Origin of the sequence: Paenibacillus agaridevorans, from assembly GCF_018604145.1 — a bacterium.
In the GTDB taxonomy this organism is placed as follows: Bacteria; Bacillota; Bacilli; order Paenibacillales; family Paenibacillaceae; genus Pristimantibacillus; species Pristimantibacillus agaridevorans.
This window is the reverse complement of sequence record NZ_CP075889.1, coordinates 2,987,989-3,000,709: the sequence shown is the minus strand read 5'-3', so window position 1 is coordinate 3,000,709 and position 12,721 is coordinate 2,987,989. Positions and strand designations below refer to the sequence as shown.

13 protein-coding genes and 1 other RNA gene are annotated in these 12,721 nt (G+C 50.2%); 8 read left to right on the top strand and 6 right to left on the bottom strand.

What is annotated here, in order from left to right; genetic code table 11:
- Positions 1-99: 99 nt before the first annotated feature.
- From KJW29_RS12870 to KJW29_RS12860, 3 genes are all read right to left on the bottom strand, one after another.
- Positions 100-1,305, bottom strand: coding sequence for a putative glycoside hydrolase (locus tag KJW29_RS12870; RefSeq protein ID WP_214630058.1), 1,206 nt, complete (start codon positions 1,303-1,305; stop codon positions 100-102).
- A 255-nt stretch (positions 1,306-1,560) separates the two neighbouring features.
- Positions 1,561-1,749: a hypothetical protein gene (locus tag KJW29_RS12865; RefSeq protein WP_179215457.1), complete on the bottom strand. Its 189-nt coding sequence runs from the start codon at positions 1,747-1,749 to the stop codon at positions 1,561-1,563.
- A gap of 154 nt (positions 1,750-1,903) precedes the next feature.
- On the bottom strand, positions 1,904-2,704 hold the full coding sequence (locus tag KJW29_RS12860) for a YitT family protein (protein WP_214631113.1): 801 nt from the start codon (positions 2,702-2,704) through the stop codon (positions 1,904-1,906).
- Between the two features lie 190 nt (positions 2,705-2,894).
- Between KJW29_RS12860 and cshA the strand changes: the two genes are divergently transcribed.
- The 4 genes from cshA (at position 2,895) to KJW29_RS12840 (ending at position 6,267) form a co-directional block, all read left to right on the top strand.
- On the top strand, positions 2,895-4,496 hold the full coding sequence (gene cshA, locus KJW29_RS12855; RefSeq protein WP_214630057.1) for a degradosome RNA helicase CshA: 1,602 nt from the start codon (positions 2,895-2,897) through the stop codon (positions 4,494-4,496).
- Positions 4,497-4,704: 208 nt separating this feature from the next.
- Positions 4,705-5,532: a YesL family protein gene (locus KJW29_RS12850; RefSeq protein ID WP_108996298.1), complete on the top strand. Its 828-nt coding sequence runs from the start codon at positions 4,705-4,707 to the stop codon at positions 5,530-5,532.
- A 49-nt stretch (positions 5,533-5,581) separates the two neighbouring features.
- Positions 5,582-5,764, top strand: a non-coding RNA gene (gene ssrS / locus KJW29_RS12845) — 6S RNA.
- Positions 5,765-5,877: 113 nt separating this feature from the next.
- The gene (locus KJW29_RS12840) at positions 5,878-6,267 is read left to right on the top strand and encodes a DUF1499 domain-containing protein (RefSeq protein WP_087567207.1); all 390 of its coding nucleotides are present in this window, start codon (positions 5,878-5,880) and stop codon (positions 6,265-6,267) included.
- Positions 6,268-6,390: 123 nt separating this feature from the next.
- On the opposite strand, the gene tpx is transcribed toward KJW29_RS12840, so the two are convergent.
- A complete protein-coding gene (gene tpx / locus KJW29_RS12835; protein WP_108996297.1) occupies positions 6,391-6,909 on the bottom strand; it encodes a thiol peroxidase in 519 nt (172 codons plus the stop codon).
- 106 nt (positions 6,910-7,015) lie between these two features.
- Between tpx and KJW29_RS12830 the strand changes: the two genes are divergently transcribed.
- Positions 7,016-7,633, top strand: coding sequence for a rhomboid family intramembrane serine protease (locus KJW29_RS12830; RefSeq protein WP_214630056.1), 618 nt, complete (start codon positions 7,016-7,018; stop codon positions 7,631-7,633).
- A 46-nt stretch (positions 7,634-7,679) separates the two neighbouring features.
- Positions 7,680-8,588 carry a glutamate biosynthesis transcriptional regulator GltC gene (gltC, locus tag KJW29_RS12825; RefSeq protein ID WP_214630055.1) on the top strand — a complete coding sequence of 303 codons (909 nt, stop codon included), beginning with the start codon at positions 7,680-7,682 and terminating at the stop codon, positions 8,586-8,588.
- A gap of 76 nt (positions 8,589-8,664) precedes the next feature.
- On the opposite strand, the gene KJW29_RS12820 is transcribed toward gltC, so the two are convergent.
- Both KJW29_RS12820 and KJW29_RS12815 read right to left on the bottom strand, forming a co-directional pair.
- Positions 8,665-9,336 (bottom strand): zinc metallopeptidase, encoded by a 672-nt coding sequence (locus KJW29_RS12820; RefSeq protein ID WP_214630054.1) that lies wholly within the window; start codon positions 9,334-9,336, stop codon positions 8,665-8,667.
- Positions 9,337-9,371: 35 nt separating this feature from the next.
- Positions 9,372-9,803, bottom strand: a complete 432-nt coding sequence (locus KJW29_RS12815; RefSeq protein WP_087567311.1) for a MerR family transcriptional regulator — start codon at positions 9,801-9,803, stop codon at positions 9,372-9,374.
- 430 nt (positions 9,804-10,233) lie between these two features.
- On the opposite strand from KJW29_RS12815, the gene KJW29_RS12810 reads away from it, so the two are divergent.
- Together KJW29_RS12810 and KJW29_RS12805 are read left to right on the top strand one after the other, a co-directional pair.
- Entirely contained in the window at positions 10,234-11,604 is a 1,371-nt protein-coding gene (locus KJW29_RS12810) for an ammonium transporter (RefSeq protein ID WP_246608704.1), read from the top strand.
- A gap of 39 nt (positions 11,605-11,643) precedes the next feature.
- Positions 11,644-12,711: a DUF294 nucleotidyltransferase-like domain-containing protein gene (locus KJW29_RS12805; RefSeq protein ID WP_214630053.1), complete on the top strand. Its 1,068-nt coding sequence runs from the start codon at positions 11,644-11,646 to the stop codon at positions 12,709-12,711.
- Positions 12,712-12,721: the final 10 nt, after the last annotated feature.

Genomic DNA, 12,721 nt, shown 5'->3' with positions numbered 1-12,721 from the left:
TCATTAAGCGCTTTGTCGTTAGGGAACAGTTTTTTGTTTTAAAAATGGATGCAGACAAAAAAAGGCTGCCCTTGCCAGGCAGCCTTTTCACAAAAGCAATTATTCGTATTTGACGCCAGCGGTATATTTGTTGCCGGCATTCCAAAGCAAATATTCGGTGACGTTCGAATCTTGGAGAGCTTTAATTTGAGCTTCAACTTCGGCGACGCCGTACTTCACGTAATTGCCTTTGCCTAGCCAGCTTGCGGTGAAATCCTGTATCCATGGACGGATAATCGGCTTGAGCTCGCCGGTGTTCTGGAGCTTCTCGTGCGTATCGTCCATAGCTCCCTTGATCGTCTCGTAAGGACTGCGATCCGGCGTCTTTTGGTTGAACCAGCCCGTGCTGTAGTGGCTGGGATAAATCATGGGCGAGATCACATGTACGTCATTCGAAATTTTGACGAAATCCTGACCGATGCCTTCGGCAGCCGGCACGGATGCCGCGTAACCGAAAATATCGACGGAAACGCGTACGCCAAGCGGCTCCAGCTGTTCGCGCGCGTACTTGACAAATCCGGCTACCGCATCTACGCGGCTTTGCTCCGTCTTGTTAAACGTGAGCGTATCGGCGCGGTTTTCGAACCCTTCCGGGAAACGAACGTAGTCGAACTGGATTTCCTTGAAGCCGAGTTTAGTTGCTTCCTTGGCTATCGCGACGTTGTATTCCCACACTTCCTGGCGGTATGGATTGACGAAGCTTTCGCCGCGGCCATTTTTCCATATCGTGCCGTCGGGCTGCAGGAACGACAGCTCCGGACGTTTGACGGCAAGCACGGTGTCCTTAAACACGACAATACGCGCAATAGGGTAGATTTCATGCTGCTTGAGGGTATCCATAAGACCATTAATATCGGAAATATATTTTTTGGCGGTACCGATTTCCAGCAGCTCGGGCGTCGTTGTCGGGTATGTAATATATCCGTTGTCGTCCTTTAGATCGATAACCATGCTGTTCAGTTCGGTATCGTCAACAAGCTTGAGCAACGATTCCATGCGGGAACCGCCCGCGCTATGCGCTGTGACGTAGATCCCCTTGATAGGCGGCGTATCAGGCTGAGGATCCTGCTTCGCCTGACCGGGCATCATTCCTCCGCCTCCCGGAGGCTCCTCTCCCGTTACGATCGGCGCATTCGGCTGTACGATCGTTTCTCCGGCTGATGCATTTAGATAGGCGACAGCAAGCTGTTTGGCATCGCCATGCGCTTCTCCTTGTCCGGTAAGCAAGCCGTAAAGCAGCATAATTGTAGATACAATGATGTCCATTGAGCTCTCTCCCGTCATTTTATAGGATCGTATAAGTATCCCCATACTTAACCTCTATGTCTAGGAATGAAACCTGGCGCGCCGACAAAGGACGGCGCGGCCGCAAAGCCAACTAAGCTTCACCTTTTGTATCCGATTATAAGCCACTTCGTTGAATGGGTCATCTCTTTTTTGTTCTAATGGGAGACAAAAAACCAGTCGACAACGAGATCGACTGGCAGTGCGGTTATACCGATATCCCATAACCAAGCCTATTCATTGTAACATCGTCTGTTTCTGCCCGTTGCAGATGCTGTGCTGTACAATTTCCATGACGTCTCCCGGCTCAAGAACAGCGAGGCCGTCACGAAGGACGATACGGAGATCCAACTCACGGGAAGTGAGGTAAGGACTAAGCTCCGGGGCAAGCCTTTCGACAATTTGAGACAATTTGACCGTTTCCATATCCACTCAGCATCACCCTTTCATCCTAATAGTCAATTAGAAAGCAAGAAGGGGAAAACGATTGGTAAAGAAACTAACGTTTGGGATACACACATTATAACAGCTTCGCTTTCAAAAACATAGCAATTGTTAACAACTTCCGCTTCCGCGGAGATCAGCTCGGGTTAGGCCTCCGAAAGTCTCCGACGACGCCTACGGTTTCCACAATATTAATGAAAGCGTGCGGGTCGATGGTAATGATGGTTTTGCACAAATCCGCCACTTCGAATTTCGTGCGTACGGTCATCAGCATGTCCCTCTCGGCCGAGGAGTAGGCTCCCCGCGTCTTGATTATGGTAATGCCTCTGGGATGGGACAGCAGCTTCTGGCGGAGCTCCTCCGTCTTCGTTGTAATGATAAATGCCGTCACTTTAATATGCCGCACATGGATAAGATCTACAACCTTGCCCGCGGAAAAAATCGCAATAAGCGAATACAGCGCCAGGTCCCAGTTCTTGGTGAAGAAGATTAGGATCGCGATGACGCCCGCATTTAACAGAAAGATGATCATTCCTACGGGCAGATCGCGTCTCTTTGTAACAATGGAGGCAACGACGTCGAAACCGCCGGAGGAGCCTCCGTACCTGAGCGCAAGTCCGCTGCCGAAGCCGACGATGACCCCGCCGAACACCGCGCCTAACAAAATATCGTCAGCCGTATGTATGACGGGAACCACTCTCAGGAAAAAGGTTGCTGCGGCGACGGAGTAAATGCTCCAAATGACGAAGCGTCTCCCTAACATGAACCATCCCCATACCAATACGGGTATATTCAATAGAAGATACAGCCAGGCGACATTGCCGCCGGTGATATAACTGATCATCATGGAGATGCCGGACAAGCCGCCGCTAAGCAATTGGTGGGGAATGAGAAACATGTTGAACCCGATCGCAACTAACAACGCGCCGATCGTCATGGTCGGTATTGTGAGCAGATAACGCCTTTTTGTTGCCTGCAATGGAATCGCTCCCTTATCCAGAATTGAAGTATTATAGCTCCTGGTTAGTATGGCTTTGTTCGCTTAACTGGTATTCGGGGATGTTTCTGTGCTATAATGGTTTGGATATTCTTAAGAAGGCTGTAGATAGAAGGAGTTTGAGAAAAGTTTGAAAACATTTGCTGAATTTGGTTTAGAACCAAAAGTGTTGCAAGCAATAACGGAGTTGGGGTTCGAAGAGTCAACCCCTATTCAAGACAAATCGATCCCATACGCAATGGCGGGACGGGATTTGATTGGTCAGGCCCAGACAGGTACGGGCAAGACGGCGGCATTCGGTATTCCGCTCATTAACAAAATTCCGGTAAGCGAGGATCGCATTGTTGCCTTAATTATGACGCCGACCCGTGAACTCGCTATTCAGGTGGCTGACGAGATCGGGAAGCTCACGCGATACAAGGGCCTTCGTTCGCTGCCAATCTATGGCGGACAAGAAATTGGACGTCAGATTCGCGCGCTCAAGAAGCGCCCGCAGATTATTATCGGAACGCCAGGACGCTTGCTGGATCACATCAACCGCAAGACGATTCGTCTGGAAGATGTACAAACAGTCGTGCTTGACGAAGCGGACGAAATGCTGGATATGGGCTTCATGGAGGACATCCAAACCATCCTTAAGCTTGTTCCGGAAGAGCGTCAAACGATGTTGTTCTCGGCTACGATGCCGATCAACATCCAGAAGCTTGCTCAGCAATTCCTGAAGGAGCCTGAGCATGTCTCGGTTATTCCAAAGCAAGTAACGGCGCCTTCGATCGAACAATCGTATATCGAAGTTCACGAGCGTCAAAAGTTCGAAGCGCTTAGCCGCTTGCTGGACATGGAGTCTCCAGAGCTGGCTATCATTTTCGGCCGCACCAAGCGCCGCGTTGACGAGCTGAGCGAAGCGCTGCAGAAGCGCGGATACTCTGCCGACGGCCTGCATGGCGATTTGTCGCAAAACCAGCGCGATAACGTTATGCGCAAGTTCCGCGATGGCAGTATAGACGTCCTGGTAGCAACGGATGTCGCGGCTCGCGGTCTTGACGTATCCGGCGTAACGCATGTAATCAACTTCGACTTGCCGCAAGATCCAGAGAGCTATGTTCACCGGATCGGCCGTACGGGCCGCGCAGGCAAAGAAGGTACGGCATGGTCGTTCGTAACGCCTCGCGAGATCGACCACTTGCACTTCATTGAGCGTATTACGCGCCAGCGCATGAACCGCAAGCCGCTGCCTAGTATCGCGGAAGCAATCGAAGGCAAGCAGCGCATTACGGCCGAACGTATGCTGGAAGTAGTACAGAACGAGGAATTCTCGGAGTACAAGCCTATCGCGATTCAATTGCTGGAGCAATATGACTCCGTTCATCTCCTTGCTGCGGCAGTCAAGCTGCTCACAGGCGAGAAGAAGGATGTGAGCATCGAGCTTACGCCGGAAGAGCCGCTTCGTGCGAAGAAACGTCGCCCGGACATTCGCTCCAATGGACGTCCGTTCAACCGTGGGGCTTCCTCCTACGGCGGCAACCGCAGCGGCGGATCCAGCAGCGGCGGCGGTTATCGCGGTCGTGACGACCGTCGTTCGGGAAGCAGCAGTTCGTCGCGCGGCAACTACGAAAGCCGGGGAAGCTACGGCGGCGGATATGGCGGCAAGCGGAGCGGCGAAGGCCGCAGCAACGATGGCCGCAGCGGCGAGAGCCGTCGTCCGAAGTCCGACGATTACGGCAACAACTAAGCATTCCATACGGTCCGGAGATCATGTCCTTGACTAGCACGAGCAAACAAACCGGGGAAGTCCGTGACGCCTAACGGGCATCCCGGACTTCCCCGGTTATTTGTTAGTCAGCTCAATAAAAATGACTGCTGAAGTATTAGTAGTACAAAATCGATTTCGTTTTATCCGTAGCAAGGTCGCAACTATTACAGCGTTGGAGGCAGATCAGATGGAGCCAAGAGGATTAATGGGGGGATTCTACAGAATCTCCGAATGGATTATGAGGCTTGCCGTAATCAATTTATTGTGGATAGTTTGCTCCATACCATTCGTCTTTTTCGGATTGACGATGTTTATTGCTCCACAATCCGGCGCAACCGAGCAGGATATGTTAGGCAGCCTGTACACTTCGCTCATTTTGATGGCGATAGTAGCTCCGTTCACATTCTTTCCCGCAACGGCAGCGATGTTCGCAGTAGCCCGCAAATGGGTAACGGGCGAGACGGATGTTTCCCTGTTCAAAACGTATTTCCGCGGGTACAAAGAGAATTACAAGCAGAGCATGATAGGCGGAATCTTGTATACGCTTTTATTCGTCATTATGATAGTCGACTTTATCGTGTACAGGGAGCAGCTTAATATTCTGTCGTATATCTTTATCGCGTTCCTTGCGCTGCTTGGCGTATCGATCTTTAATTTCTTCTCGATGCTCGTTCATTATCATATGAAGACGTTCCAACTGATGAAGAATGCGATTCTAATCACGATCGGCAAGCCGTTTCGCTCGCTCTCTACGGCTATTATGTGCGGCCTGGTCATCTATATCAGCTTCTTCCAGTTCACGTTCCTAATTCCGTTTTTTATGGGCAGCATCGTGGCGTACCTGGCGTTCTGGAACTTCAATATCATCTACACGAAACTTCAGGAGCAGGCCGAGAAGCTGAAGAGATCGGAAGAAGAAGAAGCCGAGGAAGCCGCGGAGATGGATCGTGAAGACCTCGTGAAGGACGAGTACAAAGAGGCAAACAGAGAAGCGGACAAAGAAGGAAGCAAATAACATTGCCGTTTGACGTTTACTTTTCCCTTACTTAGGACTATAATAGCTTTACATCCTGCGATGTTCGTCACGGTCCTTCGTTGTTTTGAACCAATGGCTGTTTCACGGGAGACCTAAATCGCCAAGCGGCTGTCATGCCCTCGAAAAGGGACTTCAAAAGCGTGGCTGCGGACACCCACCTGCGAGAGCGGGTTCAGAAACATGTGGATCGGACGGCATAGGCGGGTTCCTAACGTAAAAAGAGAGCGATCGTCTGGCAAAATCCGGCGAAAGCTCTTTTTTCATATGTGAAAACATGGTATGATAAATAGTAATGCAGATAGACGCTAGAGGGGGAGATCGTTGTTGTTGAAGCGGACCTTAATCGGGCTGCTGCGCAGTCATGAACAGACAGGCGACAGAGCTAAGGATCCATTGCTGAAATCACATCTCTACAAGCTGTCGAAGGACAAGGCTTGGGAGGAAGTCGTATCCACGCTCAAGAAGATGCAAGGGTATAAGCTGCTTCACGAGGTTCAATCGGTAGGCGAGATTGTACTGGAGAAGCGAACGGCATTCGGCAGGACGATGGATATAACGGTTTCTGTCATCAGCGTGAACCCGCTTACGTCGGCGGTAGATATTTATTCCGCGTCTCGCGGATCGTTAGGCGACCTGGGTTCTAATTATCGCGTCATACTTGATTTGTACCGCACGCTTGACAAGAAGCTCGCCGCGGTTAGGGTAACCTCCTGATAAGGTAATCAAGGGCTTTACATTTCTATATGAAAACGAAACAAAGCGAGGAAGGGTCGCCCTTCACTCGCTTTGTTTGCGGAAATCGGCTAATTCGTGTAACTTAAAGTCGTTACTTACGTATTATACGAGAGCCTTGACCGCTTCAATCGCCGCTTCGTAATTCGGATGTTCTGTCATCTCCGGCAAATACTCGACGTATTTGACATTGTTGCTCTCGTCCAGAACGAAGATAGAACGCATATCAAGGGCAAGCTCTTTAATAAGAACGCCGTAAGCTTCTCCGAAGCTGTTGTTTTTGTAGTCCGAGAGCATGACAACCTTGTCGATGCCGGCGGCTGCGCACCAGCGCGATTGTGCGAAAGGCGTGTCTACGCTCACTGTCAATACGACGACGTTGTCGCCAAGGGCTGCGGCCGCTTCGTTAAAGCGGCGTGTCTGTGCATCGCACACACCGGTATCGATGGAAGGGACGACGCTAATCAATTTCACTTTGCCGGCATAGTCTTGAAGAGAAACAACCTCGGTAAGCGATTTGTTAAGGGAGAAGTCGGGTGCTTGATCGCCTACCGCGAGTTCGGGTCCAATCAATGTGATCGGGTTGCCTTTCAATGTGGCAACGCCTGTACGTTCTTGTGCCATGTTAACTATTCCTCCTCAGGGCTTGTAGTTGGTACGACCTTAATTATAATCTCAAAGAAACACCATTGTCCAATATTTGGCGCGTTAGACGAAAGGCGGGATGGCGATGATCTTCCTCCGTTATGAAAGCTTCCGTTCCTATCTTCGGTATTATCCCGGGACGGCTGCTTTAATCGCAATTAATTTGATCGTGTTCATTATCGCGCAGTTTTATAAGGAAATAGTAAGTTACGGCATGTTTCTAGCCGTACCTGGACTCGATTCCTTCGGATTATTGGAGCCCTGGCGGTATATAACCTCGCAATTCCTGCACGTGGATTTCGGACATTTCTTTTTTAACATGTTCGCGCTGCTCGTATTCGCGCCGCCTCTGGAATATTTGCTCAAGACCTTCAAATATATCGTATTTTATGTGCTGTGCGGAATCGGAGGCAATCTCTTGTCCGCCCTTGTCACGAATTTGCAGCATGACCCTTACCACGCGGCGATCGGAGCATCTGGCGCGATCTACGGCGTGTATGGCGCGTTTCTGTTTATCGCGTTGCTGCGCAAATCGATGCTGGATGTATCTTCGCGCAAAACGGTATATATAATATTGGCCTTCGGCGTCATCCACTCCATCTTTGTGCCCAAAATTGATCTTTGGGGACATATAGGCGGAGCGCTTGCAGGATTTCTGTTATACGGGTTGTTGGATAACCTGAAGCAAAGACGTCGACGATAAATAATACAAATATGGTAGGGCACGGGAACGGGAGAGTATATTCAGTATGGAACTTCGACAGCTATATTACTTCGTAAAAGTAGCAAAAAAAGAACATGTCACACAGGCGGCCGAAGAGCTTCATGTGGCACAGTCGGCTGTTAGCCGCCAAATTCACCAACTGGAGGAGGAGCTTGGCGTAAAGCTCTTCGTCCAAAAAGGGCGTAATTTGCAGTTGACGCCGGTGGGACAGTTGTTTCTTAAGCGAGCGGAGGCGATATTGGCCGATCTGGAGCGCGCAGTTATAGAAATACAAGAATTTATGGATCCGGAGAAAGGGGAGGTAAGGTTAGGCTTCCCGCACAGTCTCGGCATTTCGTTAATACCGCAGGTCGTGGCATCATTCCGCAAGCAACATCCTAACGTCAAGTTCCGTTTCAAGCAAGGAATGTTCCCATCCTTGATTCGCGATTTGGTGAAGGGGGAGATCGACCTCGCCTTTATCTCGCCGTTTCCCAGAGAACATGAGCAGGTTTGCGGGGAAGTATTGTTGACGGAAGAGTTATATGCCATCCTGCCGCCGGGCCACGAATTGTCGAATCGACAATCCATCGAGCTTATCGAGCTTAAAGACGAGACCTTTGTATTGTTCAGTGAAGGATACTCACTAAGACCAATCGTGTATGAAGCTTGTCAAGAGGCTGGATTCGAGCCTAAAATCGGCTTCGAGGGAGAAGAGACGGATACGATCAGAGGGCTTGTGGCTGCCGGTATGGGCGTTAGCCTGTTGCCTGAGATGGCGTTGTTCTATTCGGGGACGCTTCAGCCGGTCAAGGTGCGGATAAGCGCCCCGTCCGTGACGAGAACAATCGGACTTATTCATCGGAAAAACGAGAAGTTGCCATTAGTGGCGAAGGTCTTCCATTCTTTCCTGCTACGTTACTTCCTGGATTATAATGCTAAGCGCGAACAATAAATGCATAATTTCGAATCAATAAAAAGGCCGTCCCGCATATTGCGAGGACGGCCTTTTTATTGGTTGATCCTTTATTTTAATCGCGGTTCTGAGTGAACATCAGAATGTAACGAATAAGCTCCAGCAGGGATAAGAGCGCGGCAGCTACATACGTAAGGGCAGCTGCATTTAATACTTTGGCCACACCCTTCGCTTCCTCTTGGTGTACGAAACCTTCGGTTATCATCAGGCTTCTCGCACGATTGCTGGCATTGAATTCTACTGGCAGCGTAATCAGTTGGAAAGCGACCGCGACGGAGAAGAAGATAATACCAAGTCCGATCAAGCCGAAGGCGTTAAAGATAAACCCGCCAATAAGCAGAAACGGCGCAATGCCGGATGCGAAGTTAACGATGGGAAAGATGCGGTGTCTGGCAACCAGGAACGGATAGCTGACCGAGTGCTGGATCGCATGGCCTACCTCGTGACACGCAACGGAGATGGCTGATATCGTGTTTTCGTAATAAACCGGCTCGGACAGCCTTACAACTCGGTTAATGGGGTCGTAGTGGTCTGTGAGCGATCCAGGAACGGGCTCAATGGGTATATGGTGGAGGCCGTTGTTGTCCAACATTCGACGTGCGGCTTGATAGCCTGTCAGTCCGCTGGCGGCGGGCACCTGAGCCCACTTCTTGAACGTGCCCTTCACTCGGAACTGCGCCCAAATCGTAAGGGCGAAGGCTGCGATAATTAGAACCATCATAAACATCTCTTCATTCCTCCAGATTGATGTGACTTCATCCGTTACATGAGCGAGCTCTTGTTCATGAGCAACATGAGCGCTTCTATGCACGCCGCTGTCTGAGGCATGATTCGCGTATAAAATCTGCCTGCCTTTCGGGGCCCGAGCTGCTTGATGACGGGCTCCAGCTCCTTTACCTCGCGTTCCAGCCGAGAAAGGTGCTGCTGGATTTCGGTCAACTTCAGCGATATATGCTCGTCGGGCGTCACTTTGCTCCATGAGTCCAGACTCGACTTAATCTCATCTAACGTATATTTGTCTTTTTTCATCTGCTCAATACGTTCGAGGCGCTGTAAAGTTTCATCTCCGTACAGTCTGTAATTTTTTTCGGAGCGCCCCGAAGGTTCAATCAAACCGAGGGAAGTATAATAATCAATCGTTCGAGAGCTTATCTGCGCCAGTTTGGCCAATTCGCCGATACGGTACAATCTCATCTCCATCTTTACCACCGCCCTATATGATTTCAATTTCTATGATAATAGGTAAGTAACCATACAGTCAAACGTATTGCTTGAATCGTATCCCATCTTCATTGGAGTGGAGTTCATTCATCCGTATTAATGGATCCAAATATCCCTTCATGAAGGAGGGGCATTGCTGTTTGAATTTATCGTGCAAGTAAATCTGACATGATGAATAGAATCGGCCTCGATTTACAAAAAGCGAATAATAGATGCCAAAACAACATAATAATAGACCGAAACTCCAATGAATCCTAACGTTCGTACCAATTCCAAAGGGGAATGTTAGATATTTTTCGAAAAAATGAAAAAAACATATTGTCAAATGAACAACCTCTGAATATAATGACAATATGTCTTTCGTGAAATGTCATGAAATATAACATCCAAAGGAGTGGTCGTATTGATTAAGAAAACTTTTCTTGCGCTAGGTTTGATGACAATTTTGTTCCCGGTAGCAGCATTTGCCGAGGATCCTTCGGGTGCAACGCTTGACATGGGACTTAACTCTCTATGGGTTATGCTGGCATTCATACTCGTACTTCTGATGCAAGGCGGATTCATTCTTCTCGAAGCAGGTTCGACCCGGATGAAGAATGCCGGTCACGTAGCGGGCAAAACGATCTTTACGGTTGGCCTTGCGGCACTTATCTACTGGGCTTTCGGTTACGGCATTGCGTTCGGCGGCGACAGCGGCCTTAGCCAATTCATCGGATGGGGCGACTTCTTCTTCGACCCTCAACTGGCAGGTGATGCTGCAGCAGGCGATTCCTTCCCTAATGGCGTATTCTTCTTGTTCCAGCTGGCATTTGCCGCGATCTCGCTATCCATTGCATGGGGCGGCTTCGCGGAACGTGCGAAACTATCCTCATACATTGTATTTACACTGTTTTTCGTTGGTTTGATCTATCCGATCGTTGCTCACTGGATCTGGGGCGGCGGCTGGCTGGCCGAAGACGGCGCGCAAGACTTCGCCGGCTCTACAGTCGTTCATTTGACTGGCGCCCTTGCCGCATTCGCAGCAACGGTTCTTCTGAAGCCGCGTATCGGCAAATTCAACAAAGACGGTTCCGCCAACGAAATTCTGGGGCACAACCAAGTGTTTACGGCATTGTCCGTATTGCTCCTGTGGGTTGGCTGGTTCGGCTTTAACGCAGGCTCCACGGTAGCGATCGGCGACGGATTTTTTACTTATGTAGCATTCACGACGATGTTGGCTGCTGGCGCCGGCGGTGTAGCTGCATTGTTAATCTCTTGGGCCGTAACGGGCAAAGCCGACATCACGGCTATGCTAAACGGTACGCTTGCAGGTCTCGTAGCAATTACGGCATCATGTGCATTCGTCGATCCTTGGGCAGCCGTCGTTATCGGTCTGGTAGCAGGTATGCTTGTGTTCTACAGCGTGAAAATGTTCGAGAAGCTGAAAGTCGACGATCCGATCTATGCCCTGTCCGTACACGGTATGGCTGGTATTTGGGGCACGCTGGCGAACGGAATCTTTGCAACGCAAGAGCTTGCCGACAAAGTCGGCGTTGGAACAGGCGGGCTTATCGATACTGGCAGCTGGAAGCAGCTGTGGGTGCAAATCGAATCCGTAGTCGTAGTAGGCGCGTTCGTTCTTGTTGCATCCTTCCTCGTGCTTGGCGTCATGAAGATGATCATGGGCTTCCGCGTAACGGAAGAGCAAGAAATTATCGGTCTTGACCTTAGCGAGCATGGCGCTTATGGTTATCCTGAGCAATTGAAGAAACCGGGCCAAACGTTCGAAGGTTAAAAAGAGAGCATTAAACGGACCGAAGGGGGAGAGCGGCGCATGGGCGATCCGGCACGTTCGCAGCACTTCAAGAAGATCGGCGCAGCCGATCGAGTGGATGGGCTGCGGTGCTTGCGAGATCAGATGCACGAGCAGATGGAAGCACTTCTCCCTGTAAGGCCGGTCGAACAATTAAATGAACAATTAAACGAGACGCATGACGCCTTGATCACCAAGGCGATCATGCTCTCCGAAGCGGACATGGCACGGATGGGGAAAGGGTCTCCCCCCGTGCCATACGCCTATTTATTGTTCGGCAGCGGCGGGCGGAAGGAACAGACGTTGTCCAGCGACCAAGACAGCGGCGTGGTCTATCGGGATCCGGTGGAGAACGGAGAAGAGGCCAAAGCTTATTTTCTTGAATTATGTCAATTGATCGTAAGCAATTTGATTGCCATCGGATATCCGCCTTGCGAAGGCAAGGTGTTAAGCGACAATCCGGATTGGTGCAGCTCGCTGAGCGAGTGGCGAGAACGGTTGGAAGGCTGGTTCAGGGAACCTGCCTGGGAATCCGTCCGTTATTTGCTCATTATCGCTGATGGAAGATGCGTATACGGTGACGAGGGCGTTGCCGAGGCTTTAAAGGATATCTACTATTCCGATATGTTAAACCATCCCGTCATTATTAGGCGAATGATCGAGAACACGATGCGGCATAAGGTGCTCGTCGGCGTATTCGGGCAATTGCTGAAGGAACGGTATGGCGAAGATGCCGGCAGTCTGGATATTAAGTATGGCGCTTATATTCCAATGGTCAATTCGATTCGAATGATGGCGATACAAGCGAGTGTAAGGGGAACGTCGACGCTGGAGCGCATACGCAAGCTAATCGACATTGGCAAGCTGTCGCCAGCCGATGGGGAGCAATACGAGCAAGCCTTCCGTTTCATTTTGCGTCTGCGATTAATGACAACGGAACAGAAGGAAGACGGTTTGTATGCAAACAATGGCAAGCTGCATAGCAGCAAGCTGACCAAAGAAATGACGGACGAGCTCAAGAGCAGCTTGCGGATAGGCAAACGCCTGCAGCGGGCGGTATACCGTCAGGCGATGGGAAGGCTGATGTAAGGTAAGGCGG

Coding starts and splice junctions, on each gene's coding strand:
- KJW29_RS12865 (WP_179215457.1), bottom strand. CDS start 1,749: ATGGAAACGGTCAAATTGTCTCAAATTGTCGAAAGGCTTGCCCCGGAG.
- tpx (WP_108996297.1), bottom strand. CDS start 6,909: ATGGCACAAGAACGTACAGGCGTTGCCACATTGAAAGGCAACCCGATC.
- KJW29_RS12815 (WP_087567311.1), bottom strand. CDS start 9,803: ATGAGATTGTACCGTATCGGCGAATTGGCCAAACTGGCGCAGATAAGC.
- KJW29_RS12805 (WP_214630053.1), top strand. CDS start 11,644: ATGGGCGATCCGGCACGTTCGCAGCACTTCAAGAAGATCGGCGCAGCC.
- gltC (WP_214630055.1), top strand. CDS start 7,680: ATGGAACTTCGACAGCTATATTACTTCGTAAAAGTAGCAAAAAAAGAA.
- KJW29_RS12870 (WP_214630058.1), bottom strand. CDS start 1,305: ATGGACATCATTGTATCTACAATTATGCTGCTTTACGGCTTGCTTACC.
- KJW29_RS12850 (WP_108996298.1), top strand. CDS start 4,705: ATGGAGCCAAGAGGATTAATGGGGGGATTCTACAGAATCTCCGAATGG.
- KJW29_RS12830 (WP_214630056.1), top strand. CDS start 7,016: ATGATCTTCCTCCGTTATGAAAGCTTCCGTTCCTATCTTCGGTATTAT.
- KJW29_RS12820 (WP_214630054.1), bottom strand. CDS start 9,336: ATGTTTATGATGGTTCTAATTATCGCAGCCTTCGCCCTTACGATTTGG.
- KJW29_RS12860 (WP_214631113.1), bottom strand. CDS start 2,704: ATGACGATCGGCGCGTTGTTAGTTGCGATCGGGTTCAACATGTTTCTC.